At 66.3% G+C, this 16,302-nt stretch carries 9 protein-coding genes, 1 tRNA gene and 1 other RNA gene; 7 read left to right on the top strand and 4 right to left on the bottom strand.

Annotation, left to right across the window (positions count from 1 at the left end):
- Positions 1–34: 34 nt before the first annotated feature.
- The 3 genes from metH to XARJCFBP2528_RS19030 form a co-directional block, all read right to left on the bottom strand.
- A complete protein-coding gene (gene metH, locus XARJCFBP2528_RS19040) occupies positions 35–2,788 on the bottom strand; it encodes a methionine synthase (RefSeq protein WP_047124998.1) in 2,754 nt (917 codons plus the stop codon).
- Positions 2,789–2,942: 154 nt separating this feature from the next.
- Positions 2,943–4,082, bottom strand: coding sequence for a homocysteine S-methyltransferase family protein (locus XARJCFBP2528_RS19035; protein WP_026064769.1), 1,140 nt, complete (start codon positions 4,080–4,082; stop codon positions 2,943–2,945).
- Positions 4,079–5,074 carry an ArsR/SmtB family transcription factor gene (locus tag XARJCFBP2528_RS19030; protein WP_016904295.1) on the bottom strand — a complete coding sequence of 332 codons (996 nt, stop codon included), beginning with the start codon at positions 5,072–5,074 and terminating at the stop codon, positions 4,079–4,081. The genes XARJCFBP2528_RS19035 and XARJCFBP2528_RS19030 overlap by 4 nt, the downstream gene beginning before the upstream one ends.
- A gap of 152 nt (positions 5,075–5,226) precedes the next feature.
- Here XARJCFBP2528_RS19030 and XARJCFBP2528_RS19025 point away from each other — a divergent pair, with 152 nt between their 5' ends.
- Positions 5,227–6,345: an acyl-CoA dehydrogenase family protein gene (locus XARJCFBP2528_RS19025; protein WP_223571058.1), complete on the top strand. Its 1,119-nt coding sequence runs from the start codon at positions 5,227–5,229 to the stop codon at positions 6,343–6,345.
- Between the two features lie 329 nt (positions 6,346–6,674).
- Positions 6,675–8,198: a platelet-activating factor acetylhydrolase IB subunit gene (locus XARJCFBP2528_RS19020; protein ID WP_080959854.1), complete on the top strand. Its 1,524-nt coding sequence runs from the start codon at positions 6,675–6,677 to the stop codon at positions 8,196–8,198.
- A 230-nt stretch (positions 8,199–8,428) separates the two neighbouring features.
- Here XARJCFBP2528_RS19020 and XARJCFBP2528_RS19015 read toward each other — a convergent pair.
- Positions 8,429–8,515, bottom strand: a tRNA-Leu gene (locus XARJCFBP2528_RS19015).
- A 121-nt stretch (positions 8,516–8,636) separates the two neighbouring features.
- Between XARJCFBP2528_RS19015 and rnr the strand changes: the two genes are divergently transcribed.
- The 5 genes from rnr to XARJCFBP2528_RS18995 all read left to right on the top strand — a co-directional run bounded on the left by rnr (position 8,637) and on the right by XARJCFBP2528_RS18995 (position 16,228).
- Complete coding sequence (gene rnr / locus XARJCFBP2528_RS19010) at positions 8,637–11,180, top strand: ribonuclease R (protein WP_016904292.1); 2,544 nt, start codon at positions 8,637–8,639, stop codon at positions 11,178–11,180.
- Positions 11,181–11,317: 137 nt separating this feature from the next.
- Positions 11,318–11,791, top strand: a complete 474-nt coding sequence (locus XARJCFBP2528_RS19005) for a GFA family protein (protein ID WP_016904291.1) — start codon at positions 11,318–11,320, stop codon at positions 11,789–11,791.
- Positions 11,792–12,039: 248 nt separating this feature from the next.
- Complete coding sequence (rlmB, locus tag XARJCFBP2528_RS19000; protein WP_024940443.1) at positions 12,040–12,792, top strand: 23S rRNA (guanosine(2251)-2'-O)-methyltransferase RlmB; 753 nt, start codon at positions 12,040–12,042, stop codon at positions 12,790–12,792.
- Positions 12,793–12,859: 67 nt separating this feature from the next.
- Positions 12,860–12,935: non-coding RNA, sX9 sRNA (locus XARJCFBP2528_RS22925), on the top strand.
- Between the two features lie 260 nt (positions 12,936–13,195).
- A complete protein-coding gene (locus XARJCFBP2528_RS18995) occupies positions 13,196–16,228 on the top strand; it encodes a ligand-binding sensor domain-containing diguanylate cyclase (protein ID WP_047124997.1) in 3,033 nt (1,010 codons plus the stop codon).
- The last annotated feature ends 74 nt before the right edge of the window (positions 16,229–16,302 follow it).

Genomic DNA, 16,302 nt, shown 5'->3' with positions numbered 1-16,302 from the left:
GCGCTCCTACGATATCTGCAGTTTGCGGCTGTGCTTATTCCGGGTCGTAATCCAGATTCGATGCCAGCCAACGTTCGGCCAATGCTACGGTGATGCCCTTGCGCTTGGCATAGTCGGCCACCTGTTCCTTGCCCAGGCGCCCGACCACGAAGTACTGGCTCCTGGGATGGCTGAAGTAATAGCCGGAGACCGCTGCGGTGGGCAGCATCGCGAAACTTTCGGTCAGCGTCATCGTGGTATGACGCTCGGCATCGAGCAGGTCGAACAGGGTGCGCTTTTCGCTGTGCTCGGGGCAGGCGGGATACCCCGGTGCCGGGCGAATGCCGCGATAGCGCTCGGCGATCAGCGCCTCGTTGTCCAGCGTCTCATCCTCTACATAGCCCCAGAATTCGGTGCGCACGCGTTGATGCAGACGCTCGGCCAGCGCCTCGGCCAGACGGTCGGCCAGGGCCTTGAGCAGAATCGAATTGTAGTCGTCATGCGCGGCTTCGAACCGCGCCACATGCGGCTCGATGCCGATGCCGGCGGTGACTGCAAACGCGCCGATCCAGTCCTGCTTGCCGCTGCTCTTGGGCGCGATGAAATCGGCCAGGCAGAAGTCGGGGCGGTCGACGGGTTTGTCGACTTGTTGGCGCAGGAAGTGCAGGGAATGGGGAATGGAGAATCGGGAATGGTCCGGCGCTGATGCATCGCCTTGCGATTCCCGATTCCCGATTCCCGATTCTGCAGGCTCGGTCAGCACGACAACATCATCGCCTACTGCATTGGCCGGCCATAGCCCGAACACCGCTTTCGCGGTCAGCCACTTTTCGGCGACGATGGTGCGCAGCATCTTGCGTGCATCGCGGTACAACTCGCTGGCCTGGCTGCCGACCACCTCGTCGCTGAGGATCGCCGGGAACTTGCCGGCCAGCTCCCAGGCCTGGAAGAACGGGGTCCAGTCGATCAGCTCGATCAACTCCTGCAGCGGATAGTCGTCGAACACGTGCAGGCCCGGCTGACGCGGGGCGGGCGGTGTGTAGGTATCCCAATCACCGTCGAAACGCTGTGCGCGTGCCTTTTCCAGCGACACCAGGCGTTTGGCGTCGCCGCGGTTGCGATGGCGCGCGCGGATCTCCGCGTAGTCGGCATCGTTGGCGGCGACGAAGGCCTGGCGCAGGTCGCGCGAAATCAGCGATTGCGCAACGCCCACCGCGCGCGAGGCGTCCTTCACCCACACGGTGGGGGCGGTGTAGTGCGGGTCGATCTTCAAGGCGGTGTGCGCGCGCGAGGTGGTGGCGCCACCGATCAACAGCGGAATCTCGAAGCCTTGTCGCTGCATCTCGCGTGCGACATGCGACATCTCTTCCAGCGACGGCGTGATCAGGCCGGACAAGCCGATCAGGTCCGCATTCTCTGCGCGTGCACGGTCCAGTATCACCTGCGCCGACACCATCACGCCCAGGTCCACCACATCGAAGTTGTTGCATGCCAACACCACGCCGACGATGTTCTTGCCGATGTCGTGCACATCGCCCTTGACGGTGGCCATGATGATCTTGCCGTTGGACTTGCCGACATCGCCGGTCCGCAGCTTTTCCGCTTCGATGAAGGGCAGCAGGTACGCCACCGCCTTCTTCATCACACGCGCGGATTTGACCACCTGCGGCAGGAACATCTTGCCGGCGCCGAACAGGTCGCCGACCACGTTCATGCCGTCCATCAGCGGGCCTTCGATCACATCCAGCGGGCGTGTGGATTGCTGGCGTGCTTCTTCGGTATCGGTTTCCACGAACGCATCGATGCCATGCACCAGCGCATGCGCCAGCCGCGCGCGTACCGGCTTCTCGCGCCATGCCAGATCTTCGACCCTGGTGGCGCCCTTGCTGTCCTTGTAGCGCTCTGCGATTTCCAGCAGGCGCTCGGTGCCGTCCTTGCGGCGGTTGAGGATCACATCCTCCACGCGTTCGCGCAGTTCCGGGTCCAGCTCGTCGTAGATCGGCATGCCGCCGGCGTTGACGATGCCCATGTCCATGCCGGCCTTGATCGCATGGAACAGGAACACCGAGTGGATCGCCTGGCGCACCATCTCGTTGCCGCGGAACGAGAACGACACGTTGGAAACGCCGCCGGAAACATGGCAATGCGGCAGCGTGCGTTTGATCTGCCGGGTGGCTTCGATGAAGTCCACCGCGTAGTTGTCGTGCTCCTCGATGCCGGTGGCCACGGCAAAGATGTTCGGGTCGAAGATGATGTCTTCCGGCGGAAAGCCCACCTGCTCGGTCAGCACCTTGTAGGCGCGCGTGCAGATCTCGACCTTGCGCGCGCAGGTGTCGGCCTGGCCCACTTCGTCGAAGGCCATCACCACCGCGGCAGCGCCATAGCGCAGCACCTTGCGCGCCTGTTCGATGAACAGCGCTTCGCCTTCCTTGAGCGAGATCGAATTGACCACGCTCTTGCCTTGCAGGCACTTCAGGCCGGCTTCGATCACGCTCCACTTGGACGAATCCACCATCACCGGAATGCGCGCGATATCCGGCTCGGACATGATCAGGTTGAGAAAACGCGTCATCGCCTTTTCCGAATCGATCAGACCCTCGTCCATGTTGACGTCGAGGATCTGCGCACCGTTGGCGACCTGCTGGCGCGCCACCTCCACCGCCTCTTCGTAGCGCTCTTCCTTGATCAGCTTGCGGAACTGCGCGCTGCCGGTGACGTTGGTGCGCTCGCCCACGTTGACGAACAACAGGTCCGGGGTGATGACCAGCGGTTCCAGGCCGGACAGGCGGGTGTGGCGGGGAGTGCTCATGCGATGCTCTGAAGAAGGGCGGCCGCGTTGCTAGCCCGGATCGGAAAAGGAAGTGACGGGACGCAGCCGTCCGCACTCATCCGGCGCTGCACGCCTGCTTCCCCGGCATGCGGATGAAGGTGCCCGAAGGAGGGTTGAGCGTCATCGCTCTGCATCACGCCGCCAGCTCCTGCGCGCCAGGCAATTGCCGTGGCGGCAGGTCGGCGACCGCTTCGGCGATCGCACGGATGTGATCCGGCGAGGTGCCGCAGCAGCCGCCGACCAGATTGAGCAGGCCGGCCTGCGCGAATTCGCGCAGGGTTTCGGCCATTTCTTCCGGGGTTTCGTCGTACTCGCCGAAGGCATTCGGCAGGCCGGCATTGGGATGCGCGCTGACGTAGGCGTCGGCAATCTGCGCCAGCGTTTCCACATGCGGGCGCAGGTCCTTGGCACCGAGCGCGCAGTTCAGCCCCACCGACAGCGGCCGCCCATGCGCGACCGAGGCGTAAAACGCCTCGGCCGTCTGGCCGGACAAGGTGCGTCCGGAGGCATCGGTGATGGTGCCGGAGATCATCACCGGCAGGCGTCCGCGGCGCGCTTCGAACACTTCCTCGATCGCATACAGCGCGGCCTTGGCGTTGAGCGTGTCGAAGATGGTTTCCACCATCAGCGTGTCGGCACCGCCGTCGATCAGGCCGTCGATGGCCTCGCGATAGGTGTCGCGCAAGGCGTCGAAGCTGGTGTTGCGGTAGCCGGGGTCGTTGACGTCCGGGCTGATCGAGGCGGTGCGGCTGGTGGGGCCGAGCACGCCGATCACGAAGCGCGGCTTGTGCGGGGTCAGCGCCTCGACTTCGTCGCAGCACGCGCGCGCGACCTGCGCGCCGGCCTTGTTCAATTCGTAGACCAGATGTTCCAGGTGATAGTCGGCCTGGCTCACCGAGGTGGCGTTGAAGGTATTGGTTTCCAGCAGGTCGGCACCGGCGTCCAGATAGGCGCGATGGATGCCGGCGATGATCTCCGGGCGCGACAGCAACAGCAGATCGTTGTTGCCTTTCAGGTCGTGGCCTTCCGGCGCGTGTACATGATCGCAGCCCGGGCCATGCACGTGCACCTGCGCGCTGTCGTAACCGTCGGCAAAGCGGCTGCCGCGGTAGTCGGGCTCCTGCAGATCGTGGCGCTGGATCATCGTGCCCATCGCGCCGTCGATGATGAGGATGCGTTCGGCGAGCGCGGCAGTCAGCCTGGCGGCGCGCTCGGGATGCAGCCAGGGCAATGCAAACGGGATTGGAGATTGGGGATTGGATACCTGCGTCATGATTCAGCTCTCCGCGAAGCAGCGCCTTTGCTTTCAACGATTCCCGATTCCCGACTCCCGATTCCCGGCTTCACCGCAATCAACGAAATCACCTCGAAATGCGGCGGGCGCTTCTCGCGCGTCACCGTCTCCAGGCTGGACACGTCCAGCCCGGCTTTCTCGGCAAACCTGCGCAGTTCCTTGGCAGCAAAGCCGAGATTGACGTGGCCATAGGCGTGCACCGCGGCGCGGTGTTCGTGCTTGGCCAGGCTGCACAGCAGCAGGCGGCCGCCGGGGCGCAGCACGCGCGCGGATTCGGCCACTGCCTGCGCCGGCTTGGCTGCATAGGTGAGCGCATGCATCAGCACTACCAGATCGAAACTGGCATCGGGAAACGGCAGCGCATGCATGTCACCCTCGCGCACTTCCACATTGCGCAGCTTGCGCAGGCGCTCGCTGGCGGCGGCGACCACGCGTGCGCTGGTGTCGATGCAGATGTAGCGGGTGGCATGTGGTGCCACCAGCTCGGCCAGCACGCCGTCGCCGGAGGCGATGTCGAGCACGTCGCCGGTTTCCAGCAGGGGCAGGGCGGTGCGCGCCAGCGCCTCCCAGGTGCGCCCCGGGGAGTAGTGCCGTTCCATGTCGCCGGCCACCGAATCGGCCCAGTTCTGGTCGGCGGCGCGGTTGGCCAGCACTGCGGCCACGCGCTCGGCGTCCTGACGCAGCAGCGGATCGTCGCTGCCGGTGCTCAATGCCAGCCACAGGGCGCGCTGCGCCGGGTCCAGCGACACCTCATCGAAACGGTAGTAAGCCGACACGCCGGCGCGGCGGTCGCGCACCAGCCCGGCTTCCTTGAGCTTGGCCAGGTGCGTGGACACGCGCGGCTGGGCCAGGCGGGTGATCGCCGACAGCTCGGCCACGGTGAGTTCTTCCTGCTCCAGCAAGGTCAGCAGGCGGACGCGGGTGGCGTCGGCAAATACCTTCAGGCGCGCCGACCAGTCTTCCAGATCCATGAATATCTCTATATCGCGATATGGAGATATTTTCGGCCGGGCAGGATGTGGGGTCAACTACATACGCATGCGAATGGTTGGGGCTACAATGGGCGCTCAGCCTAGGCCTGGAGGGGTGCGACGTGGATTTCAGCTTTACCGAAGAACAATTGATGATCCAGGATGTGGCCCGCCGCATCGCCCAGGAAAAGATCGCCCCCAGCGCGGAGCAGTTCGATCGCAGCGGCGAGTTCCCGCTGGAGAACATCCGCCTGCTCGGCGAAAACGGCCTGATGGGCATCGAGGTGCCGGCCGAGTACGGTGGCGCCGGCATGGACCCGATCAGCTATGCGCTGGCGATGATCGAGATCGCCGCCGCCGACGGCGCGCATTCCACCATCGTGTCGGTCAACAACTCGCTTTTTTGCACCGGCATCCTGAAGAACGGCAGCGAGGCGCAGAAACAGTTGTACGTGCGCGCGATCGCCGAAGGTGCGCAGATCGGCGCGTTCGCACTGACCGAGCCGCAGTCCGGTTCGGATGCCTCGGCGATGCGCTGCCGCGCGGTCAAGCAGGCCGATGGCAGCTTCGTGATCAACGGCAAGAAGAGCTGGATCACCTCCGGCCCGGTCGCCAAATACATCGTGTTGTTTGCGGTGACCGAGCCGGACAAGGGCTCGCGCGGCATCACTGCCTTCATGGTCGACGCCGATCGCGCCGGCTTCCATCGCGGCAAGACCGAGCCCAAGCTCGGCATCCGTGCCTCGGCCACCTGCGAGATCGAGTTTGCCGATTACATCGCCCAGCCTGAGGAAGTGCTGGGCGTGGAAGGCGAGGGCTTCAAGACCGCGATGAGCGTGCTCGACGCCGGGCGCATCGGCATCGCTTCGCAGGCGGTCGGCATCGCGCGTGCGGCCTATGAAGCGACCCTGGCCTACGTCAAGGAGCGCAAGGCCTTCGGCGCGGCCATCGGCACCTTCCAGATGACCCAGGCCAAGATCGCCGACATGAAGTGCAAGCTGGATGCAGCGCTGCTGCTGACGCTGCGCGCGGCCTGGTTGAAGGGGCAGGGCCAGAAGTTCGGCACCGAAGCGGCCGTGGCCAAGCTCACCGCTTCTGAGGCGGCGATGTGGATCACCCATCAGGCGGTGCAGATCCACGGCGGCATGGGCTATTCCAAGGAAATGCCGCTGGAACGTTACTTCCGCGACGCCAAGATCACCGAGATCTACGAGGGCACCTCGGAAATCCAGCGTCTGGTGATCGCGCGTGGCGAGACCGGCCTGCGCTGAAGGGCCTGATCCGGCAGTACGTCGCGGTCGACACCATCGGCCCGAGCTGCGCAGCAGTCGATCCGGCACCGTGGCGCTGGCGATTGCCTCACCCTGTGTAGGAGCGCGCTTGCGTGCGATGGAGCGTTATCGATAACGCCCCATCGCGCGCAAGCGCGCTCCTACGCAAACGTGGGCGCTCAGATGTCGCAGCGGCGCCGTGTCATTGGCCTGGCGCCGGCACACTGCAAGCACCGTCACAGCCCTACATCGCACAAGGTTGCGCCCCACCTTGTCGTGCGCGGCGCGCGCGGATCACAATCGCGGCTTCTCTGGCCTCTGGTGCGCGCATGCCCCGGTCCTTGCACGCTGTGTTTTCCCGCCTTTCGTTGTCCGCAATTGTGCTCGTGCTGGTGTGTTGGGGGCTGTTGCTGGTCTGCGCTGCGGCAAGTGCGCAAACGCCGCCGCCCTCGATCGTGCCCACCGACCGCCTGCAGGAAGCCTGGTGGGCGCAGCGGCATGCGCAGGTGCTGGAGCAGGTGAAGCAGCACGCCGACACGCCGCTGTTGTTGATCGGCGATTCGATCACCCAGAACTACGAAAAAGCCAAGGCACCGGACGAGGATTTTCAGCCGACCTGGCAAACCTTCTACGGCAGCCGTGGCGCGCTCAATCTGGGCTTCAGCGGCGATGGCACCGAGAACGTGCTGTGGCGGCTGGCCAATGGCGAGGTCGATGGCCTGCAGCCCAAGGTCGCGCTGGTATTGATCGGTACCAACAACACCGGTCACCTCGGCCAGACCGCGGAGCAGGCCCAGCTCGGTATCGATGCGGTGGTGGCGGCGATCGAACAGAAGTTACCGCGCACGCAGATCTTGCTGGTGGGTGTGCTGCCCAGCGACATCTCCAGCGAGAAGTCGCGCCGCGATGCGCAGATCAACCAGGGCCTGGCGGTGCGCTATGGCGACAATCCACGCGTGACCTATCTGGATGTGGGGTCGATCTTCCAGCGCGACGGCAAGCTGCGCACCGAGCTGTTTTACGACACCCGTTTCCGTCCGCCGGCTGCTGCCCTGCATCCGGACACGCAAGGCCAGCGCATGCTGGCCGAGGCGATCGAGCCCACCCTGGCGCGCCTGCTCGGCGAGCCGCCGGTCAAGCCGGTTGCCGCGCTGGGCCGCGATTTTGCGACCTCGCTGATTCCGGTCGACCGTCTGGAGCAGGACTCCTACGACTGGTATGCGCGTCACCATGCGGCGCTGGCCGCAGCGCGCACGCTCAAGCCCGAGATGGTGATGATCGGCGATTCGATCACGCACTTCTGGGCCGGCACACCGCAGGCCACGCGTGTCAGTGGCCCCGAGTCGTGGAGCTGGTTGTACGGCAGGGCCCCGGTGCTGAATCTGGGCTTTGGCTGGGACCGCACCCAGAACGTGCTGTGGCGCATCCGCCAGGGCGAGCTCGACGGCCTGGATCCGCGCTGGGTGGTGCTGCATATCGGCACCAACAACCTCACCGGCACCGCGCAAGCGCGCGCCTCCACGCCGGCCGAGACCGCGCAGGGCGTGGAGGCGGTGGTGAGCGAGGTGCGTCGCCGTTTGCCCAGGAGTCAGCTGATCCTGATGGCGATCATGCCGCGCGGGCGCCATGCCGGGGATGCGCAGCGCGCGCCCATTGCCGAGACCAATCGGCTGTTGGCCGCGCGTTATGGCAAGGATCGGTCCGTGCGTCTGGTCGACATCGGCCCTCGGATGCTGCAGCCGGACGGGACCTTGCCCGAGGCGCTGATGCCCGACGGCACCCATCCCAGTGAGACCGGGTATGCGATCTGGGCCACGGCGCTGCGCGAGGCGGGCATCACGGCAACGCCATAGGCCGGCCTGCGCTGCGGAGTCAGGGCAGCGGCGTCGAAGAGGGCGCTGCTGTCGTGTAGCAGGCTGTCCGGTTGCGCGGTTGCCGCGTCATGAGGTGAGCGGAATGAAGCGCCGGCCGCCGATCAATAGCGGGCTGCCATCGGCCGGCAACGCAAGCGCGTGGCCACCAGCAGAACTTTCCGGACCCCAGAAGCCAGAAGACCCCCGATTGCTCGGAGGTCTTTTTAAACTGGTGCCCAGAAGAGGACTCGAACCTCCACGAAGTTGCCCCCGCTAGCACCTGAAGCTAGTGCGTCTACCAATTCCGCCACCTGGGCAGGTGAGCCGCGAATTTTGCAGACTCCCGGCGGGCTTGTCAATGCCTGGCGAGCGGCAATGATGGCCGGCCGGGCGAGGCTTGCTGCCCATGGCGCGGCCGCAAGGGGTACCATGTAAGCAATGACAAAGAAAAACACCCCAGATTCCGATCGGCCCAGTCGCCGCAAGTCCACCAGCCCGGGCGAGTCCACCACCGCCGAAAAACAGAAGTTGCCGGGCTGGATGCCGGACTTCCTGGTCCGCGCCGCCGCCGGTGCGTCGACCAAGTCCGCCAACAAACGCGCTGCCGACAAGGCCGCCAACGCCTCGCCCGAGCTGCCGGTAGCGCCCGCGCTGCCCACGCCGCCGGCACCACGCGCACCGCATCCGCGCAAGAGCGGTCCGCCGGCGCCGCCGCCGGAACGCTTCCAGCAGGCGCCGACCGAAGCGCCCGCGCCGGCGGCGGAGTTCAAGGATCCGCATGCCGATCGCGAAGCACTGCGCTACGCCGAGCCGATCGCCAGCCGCGAAGCCATCCTGCAGTTGCTCGACGCCTGCGATGGCCCACAGACCGCCGAGGAAATCGCCGAACAACTCAATCTCAGCGACCGCATCGACGCGCTGGGCAAACGCCTGGCGGCGATGGTGCGCGAAGCGCAGCTGGTGCAGAACCGTCGCGGCGGCTACGCGCCGGTGCAGCAGACCAGTCTGATTGCCGGCGTGGTGATCGCCAATCCGGAAGGCTTCGGCTTCCTCAAGCCGGACGAGGGTGGCGACGACCTGTTCCTGCCGCCTTATGAAATGCGCAAGGTCATGCACGGCGATCGTGCGCTGGCCAACGTCACCGGCATCGACCGCCGCGGCCGTCGCGAAGGTGCGATCGCCCGCGTGCTCGAACGCCGCATGTCACGCATGCTCGGACGCTTCTTCTACGAGCATGGCGTGGCCTATGTCGACCCGGACGACAAGCGCGTGCAACGCAACGTGCAGATCGCACCGGATGGCATCGGCGATGCGCGCGAAGGGCAGTTGGTGGTGTGCGAACTGATCGCGCCGCCGGACGCGCGGCGCCCGGCGATCGGCAAGATCATCGCGGTGCTCGGCGACAAGCTCACCCCGTCGCTGGTGGTGGAGATGGCCATCCACGGCCATGAGCTGCCGCACGAATTCCCGCAGGAAGTGCTGGACGAAGCCGCGGCAGTGCCGTTGGTGGTCGAGCCGCAGATGATCGGCGGGCGCGTTGATCTGCGGCAGATGCCGCTGGTCACCATCGACGGCGAAGACGCCAAGGATTTCGACGATGCGGTGTATTGCGAGCCCAATGCCGACGGCTTCCGTCTGGTGGTGGCGATCGCCGACGTGTCCAACTATGTGCGTCCGGGCACGCCGCTGGATGATGAAGCACAGAAGCGCGCTACCTCGGTGTATTTCCCGGGGTTCGTGGTGCCGATGCTGCCGGAGACGCTGTCCAACGGCATCTGCTCGCTGATGCCCAAGGTCGACCGCATGTGCTTCGTCTGCGACATGCAGGTGGGGCGCGACGGCGAAGTCACCGGTTCGCGTTTCTACGAGGCGGTGATGAACTCGCATGCGCGCCTGACCTATAACCAGGTCTGGAAGGCGGTGGGCGAAGACGACGCCGATACCAAGGCCTTCATCGGCCCGTTGCTGCCGCAGGTGCAGCGCCTGCATCAGCTGTACAACGTGCTGTCCAAGGCGCGCACGCAGCGTGGCGCAATCGAGTTCGAGACCTCCGAAGTGCGTTTCGTGCTCGACAACACCGGCGAAGTCACCCAGGCCGGCATGCTGGTGCGCAACGATGCGCACAAGCTGATCGAAGAATGCATGATCGCCGCCAACGTCGAGGCCGCGCGTTATCTGCTGAGCATGCATGTGCCGGCGCCGTACCGCGTGCACGAGCGGCCACCGGAGAGCAAGTACGAAGATCTGCTGGAGTTCCTCAAGGAATTCCAGCTGAGCCTGCCGGCATGGAGCAAGGTGCGCCCCGGCGACTACACCAAGTTGCTGAAGAAGGTGCGCGCGCGCCCGGATGCGGCGCTGCTGGAATCGGTGCTGCTGCGCAGTCAGAGCCTGGCGGTGTATTCGCCGGACAACAACGGTCACTTCGGTTTGGCGCTGGAGGCGTATGCGCACTTCACCTCGCCGATCCGGCGTTACCCGGACCTGCTGGTGCACCGCGCGATCAAGCACGCCCTGACCGGCGCCAGCCCGGAAAAATACATCTACACCCCGCGTCAGATGGCGGCCTTGTCGCTGCAGTGTTCCGAGCGTGGTCGGCGTGCCGACGAAGCCGAACGCGAAGTCGACGAGCGGTATCGCGCCGCGTGGATGGAAAAGCATGTCGGCGGCCAGTTCGATGGCGTGATCAGCGGCGTGACCGGGTTCGGCCTGTTCGTGGAGTTGACCCAGTCCAAGGTCAACGGCCTGGTGCATGTCACCCAGCTGCCGCAGGACTATTACCAGTTCGATCCGATCCGCAAGACGCTCAGTGGCGAGCGCCGTGGCCGCACGTTCCGTCTGGGCGATCCGGTGCGGGTGCTGGTGCTGAAAGCCAGCATGGAGGAGCGCAAGATCGACTTCCGCCTAGCCGAGGATCGCGGCGATTCGCCCGAACCGCCGCCGCCGAGTGCTCAGCCGGCCAAGCGCAAGAAGAAGCAGTACTAAGCGCGTCTGCAGGACCGCGAGCCGCCGTCCGGCGGCGGCTCGCGATGCGTACGGACCGCCAGATATGAGCGGCAGGTCGTTGCGGGCAGACGCTCGCAACGCGCGCTGGATGCCCACTTTCAAGGCTTGAGGCGACGATGGACGCAGCAATCGAGTACAGCGGTGGCTGCCAGTGCGGTGCCGTGCGTTTCCATGTGCGCGGCAGGCTGACGGACGCCTCGATCTGCCATTGCCGCATGTGTCAAAAAGCCTTCGGTTCCTACTACGCGCCGTTGGTTTCGGTGCGCGGTACCGAGTTCAGCTGGACACGCGGCGAGCCGAAGCGCTTCGCTTCTTCATCGTTGGTGTTGCGTGGCTTCTGCGCCGAGTGTGGAACGCCGCTGACCTATGAAGCGCCCGACGGCCTGGCGATTGCTGCCGGTGCGTTCGATACGCCCGAGCGGCTGCCTCCGGCAATCCAGTACGGGGCGGAGCGCAAGCTGCCCTTCGTCGATGCATTGGCCGATCTACCGGCGCGCACTACCGAGGAAGATGTCGCCGCATCGACGTTTCTGGCCGATGTGGTGTCAAGGCAGCACCCGGATCACGATACCGCGCAGTGGCCAGTGTGAGTCCGCGCCCGCAGGCGTGAGTGCAGATCGCAGGGGGGCGCGATAGCGGGTGCGTGCAGGTGCCGGCACCATCACAATGGTGCGAGCGCCATCTTCGATCCCCGCAATTGACCGTACAGCGTGCTGAGGTTCTGGCCGTGGCCCAGGAGCACCGCGATCTCCTTGCCGCCAGCGCCGTCTGCGCTCCGGCCGTGACGTGGCAGGCCGCAGGCCCTACCATTCCCCTTTATCTCTTCGTATCCGGCGCAATGAGCAGCAAGCAGAATCAGTGGATCGTCGGCGTCAACGCCGTCGCCTCGTCCGTCGAGAACGACGCCGACAACGTGCGCGAGGTCTTGATTGAGGCCGGCAGCAAGAATCCGCGCCTGATCGAAATCGAAGAGCAGGCCCGCCGCAAGGGCATCGACGTGCGCCGGGTCAACACCCAGGCACTCGATGGCGTCGGTGGGCAGGTGCGCCACCAGGGCGTGGTCGCGCGTTATGCCGCAGCGCGGCTGTGGGCCGAAAACGAGCTCGAAGCGCTGGTGACCGCAGCCGAGGGACGCGCCTTGCTGCTGATCCTCGATGGCGTGCAGGACCCGCACAATCTCGGTGCATGCCTGCGCAGCGCGGCCGCGGCCGGCGTCACTGCAGTGGTCATTCCCAAGGACAAGTCGGCCACCGTCAACGCGACCGTGCGCAAGACCTCGGCCGGTGCGGCCGACCGTATTCCGGTGGTCGCGGTGACCAATCTGGCGCGTTGCCTGCGCGATCTGCAGAAGCAGGGCGTGTGGCTGTATGGCCTGGCCGGTGAAGCCGAGGCGTCGCTGTATAGCGTGGACCTGCGCGGCAACGTCGGGCTGGTGCTCGGTGGCGAGGCCGACGGCCTGCGTCGTCTCACCCGCGAGCATTGCGATGGCCTGGTCAAGATCCCGATGCCGGGCGATATCGAAAGCCTCAACGTGTCGGTGGCCGCCGGTGTGACCCTGTTCGAAGCGGTACGCCAGCGCCTGGGCGCCTGAGGCGGCGACCGAAACGACTGCGCTCACCGCCAGGTGGGTGCGGGCGCGGCCGATGCCCTGACTCGGCACGCACCACCCGTGCACTGCGCTTGCTGCACGTCGTCCGCATCCAGCTGGCGACTGTTCGCCCTGTGTTGCCAACCACACTAAATCGCACTTGCGTGCCAATGGCGAGCCGCGTAGGTCGATCGGCATGGCGAGATCGCGCGTGCGGCGCGGTTCGATCCGCGCACCCACGCAGGGGCCGATCTGCGCAAACCATGGCGTCGGTGCGCTTGCCGCTGCAGTGCCGGGCGCGCAGGTGGCCCGCCGCGCATGACGTTGACCAAGGCGTGCGACGATTGACCGGCGCGCGTGCCCGTTTTTGCCTACCATATCGTCAGCGAACGGCGTGTTATGTCTGATGAGAGATGGGGCGGGGGCCTGGTCGACGGGCGAGAACGGATGCGATGCCAAGGCGTCGGCACGGGGAGACAGGCGGCCGCAGCGCTGGCTCGGTGCCGTTGTCTGCATGCTGCTGGCGCTGTGCTCGCTCGCGGCACTGGCTGCACCGGCCGGCACGGCGCCATTGCGCGACTACGCGATCGACAGCTGGAGCTCGCGTAACGGCCTGCCGCACAACTCCTTGCGCGATATCGCCCAGACCCGCGACGGCTACCTGTGGTTCGCCACCTGGGAAGGCCTGGTGCGTTACAACGGCCTGGAATTCGGCATCATCGACCGCAGCACGCGTCCCGGCCTGCCCGACAATGGCGTCGGCGCCTTGTACGTCGACCACGACGGGGCGCTGTGGCTCAGCGATGCGCGCGGCAATCTGGTGCGGCACGGCAGCGACGGGCAGTGGCGGCACTGGCAGCGGCAGGGACAGTGGCCGCAGGCGCTGATCCATGCAATGACCATGGATGCGCACGGCCGCATGTGGTTGCTGTTCGAGGGCCACGGGCTGGGCTGCCTGTGGCCGGATGGGCGCTTCGAGTATTTTCCGCCGCGCGATGGCGTGCCGCTGCAGAGCAGCTTTCCGCGCATGGCGTTTGACGACCAGGGCCGGCTGCTGATCGGCACGCTGGACGGCCTGATCTATCGCGAACCGGACGGGCGCATGCATCGCGCCCCGGCTGCCTTCGGCCTGCCGCCGGGGCTGGCGTGGCCATACCGCGCGCCGGACGGCACGCTGTGGGTTGTCGCCGGCGAGCAGCTGTATCGGCTGCGGGGCGAGACTGCGGAGCTGGTGCGGCGGGTGCCCGGGCAGGGCCATTTCACCGCGATGCTGCAGGACCGCCACGGCGACCTGTGGCTGGGCAGCGAAAATCAGGGGCTGCTGCGCATCGGCAGTCGTGGAGTGGAGCATCTGCCGGCTGGTCGCAGCCTGCCGACCGGGCGCATCGTCAGCCTGCGCGAGGATGCCGAAGGCAGCATCTGGGTCGGCGCCAACGGCGGGCTGTTTCGGCTGCGCGAGACGTTGTTCAGCAGTTACAGCCAACGCGATGGGCTGAGCGGCGACTACGCCCGCGCGGTGCTGGAAGACCGCGACGGCAGCTTGTGGATCGCCAGCACCGCCGGCCTGGATCGGATGCTGCCGGACGGACGCATCGTGCCGGTGGCGGTGGCCACGCCATCCGGGCGCAAGCTCTCGGTGCTCAGCCTGGCGCTGGATCGGCACGGCGATCTTTGGGTGGGCACCTATGCCGATGGCGTCTTCGTGCTGCGCGACGGACGCCTGCTGCGGCATTACGGCGACGCCGAGGGCATTCCCAGCGGGCATATCCGCGCCATCGTGATCGAAGACTCCGGCGTGGTATGGCTGGCCACGCAGCGCGGCGTGGTGAAGTTGGTGAACGGCAAGCGAGTGCCCCTGGCCGTCGACGGCCTGCCCGATGGCGTGGTGACCGCGCTGGCCAGCATCGATGGCGCGCTGTGGATCGGCTCGGTCGACGGCGCGGCGGTACTGCGCGACGGAAAACTGCAGCAATTGAATCTGGAAGCGCTGGGCGGTGCGCGGAGCGTGTTCGGTTTTCAGCGCATCGGTGACGCTGTCTGGATCTCGACCGATCGCGGCCTGTACCGGGTGCGCAACGGCAGACTCGCACGCGTGGGGCTGGAGCAGGGCATGCCGGTCGATACGGTGTTCCAGCTGGTCGGCGACCGGTTCGGCAATGCCTGGATCAGCAGCAATCGCGGCGTGTTGCGCACGCAACTCACGCAGCTCAACGCGGTTGCCGATGGACGCGGCCGGCTGCTCATCGAACGCTATGGCGAGATCGACGGCATGGGCAACGCGCAGGCCAACGGCAGCTCCGGGCCGAGCATGATCGCGCGTGCTGACGGCTCGATCTGGGTGGTCACCGCCGGCGGCGTGAGCACGGTCGACCCGGCGCGCCTGCAGCGCTTTCGCGAGCGGCGCGCGCCGCCTGCGGTGATCGAAAGCGTGCAGCAGGACGCACGTCCGCTGACATGGCGGCAGCAGGCACGCCTGCCGGGCGGGCATCGCCTGAACGTGTCCTACGTCGGCATGAGTTTTCTGCTGCCGGAGCGGATCGAATACCGCACGCGGCTGGAAGGCCTGGACAGCGACTGGACCGAGCGTGGCCGGCAACGCAGCGTGGAATTCATCGGCCTGCCGCCGGGGCGCTACCGTTTGCATGTGGCGGCCCGTCACCCGGGCGGTGCCTGGAGTCCGCACGAGGCGGTGTGGGCGTTCGAGGTGCTGCCGCTGTGGTGGCAGCGCCAGGACGTGCGCCTGGCCGCGGTGCTGGGTGCGATTTTATTGCTGGCGCTGGTGTACCGATTCCTGTTGCGCCGCTACAAGACCCATAACGCGCGCCTGGCCGAACTGGTGCGCAAACGCACCGAAGATCTGCAACTGCAGGCGCAGCGCTTGCTGCAGGCCAACCAGGAAAAAAGCGAGCTGCTGACGCGGCTGCGCATCAAGTCGGATGTGTTCGAGCGCCAGGCGCACGAGGACGCCCTGACCGGGCTGCCCAACCGCCGGCATTTCGACGAGGCGCTGGCGCGCGACATCAGCCGCGCCCGCCGCAGCGCGCGTCCGCTGGTGCTGGCGATCCTGGATATCGATCACTTCAAGCGCATCAACGACCGTTATTCGCACGCCAGTGGCGATGCGGTATTGCACGAAGTCGGTGTGCTGCTGACCGCCGCCGCGCGCGCGTCGGACCTGCCGGCGCGCCTGGGCGGCGAAGAGTTCGCCCTGCTGCTGGCCGACACGACGCTGGAGGATGCGCAGGCGCTGTGCCAGCGCATCCGCGCGCTGTTCCACGCGCGCCACGGCTGGGGCGGCGTGGAAGGCCTGCAGGTGACCTTCAGTGCCGGCGTGGCCGAGTTGCGCGACGACGACACCGGCTCATCGCTGATGCAACGCGCCGACCAGGCGCTGTACCAGGCCAAGAGCGCGGGGCGCGATCGCATCTGTGTGGGTTAGATGCTGGGATTGGGGAGTCGAGAATCGGGAATCGGGAATCGGGAATCGGGAATCGGGAATCGCAGAGCCACGGT

This window comes from Xanthomonas arboricola pv. juglandis (genome assembly GCF_001013475.1).
GTDB classification, from domain to species: Bacteria; Pseudomonadota; Gammaproteobacteria; order Xanthomonadales; family Xanthomonadaceae; genus Xanthomonas; species Xanthomonas arboricola.
The sequence above is the reverse complement of the archived record's forward strand: the minus strand, read 5'-3'. Positions and strand labels throughout refer to the sequence as shown.

Coding starts and splice junctions, on each gene's coding strand:
- rnr (WP_016904292.1), top strand. CDS start 8,637: ATGACAAAGAAAAACACCCCAGATTCCGATCGGCCCAGTCGCCGCAAG.
- XARJCFBP2528_RS19020 (WP_080959854.1), top strand. CDS start 6,675: ATGCCCCGGTCCTTGCACGCTGTGTTTTCCCGCCTTTCGTTGTCCGCA.
- XARJCFBP2528_RS18995 (WP_047124997.1), top strand. CDS start 13,196: ATGAGAGATGGGGCGGGGGCCTGGTCGACGGGCGAGAACGGATGCGAT.
- XARJCFBP2528_RS19005 (WP_016904291.1), top strand. CDS start 11,318: ATGGACGCAGCAATCGAGTACAGCGGTGGCTGCCAGTGCGGTGCCGTG.
- rlmB (WP_024940443.1), top strand. CDS start 12,040: ATGAGCAGCAAGCAGAATCAGTGGATCGTCGGCGTCAACGCCGTCGCC.
- XARJCFBP2528_RS19035 (WP_026064769.1), bottom strand. CDS start 4,082: ATGACGCAGGTATCCAATCCCCAATCTCCAATCCCGTTTGCATTGCCC.
- metH (WP_047124998.1), bottom strand. CDS start 2,788: ATGAGCACTCCCCGCCACACCCGCCTGTCCGGCCTGGAACCGCTGGTC.
- XARJCFBP2528_RS19025 (WP_223571058.1), top strand. CDS start 5,227: ATGATCCAGGATGTGGCCCGCCGCATCGCCCAGGAAAAGATCGCCCCC.
- XARJCFBP2528_RS19030 (WP_016904295.1), bottom strand. CDS start 5,074: ATGGATCTGGAAGACTGGTCGGCGCGCCTGAAGGTATTTGCCGACGCC.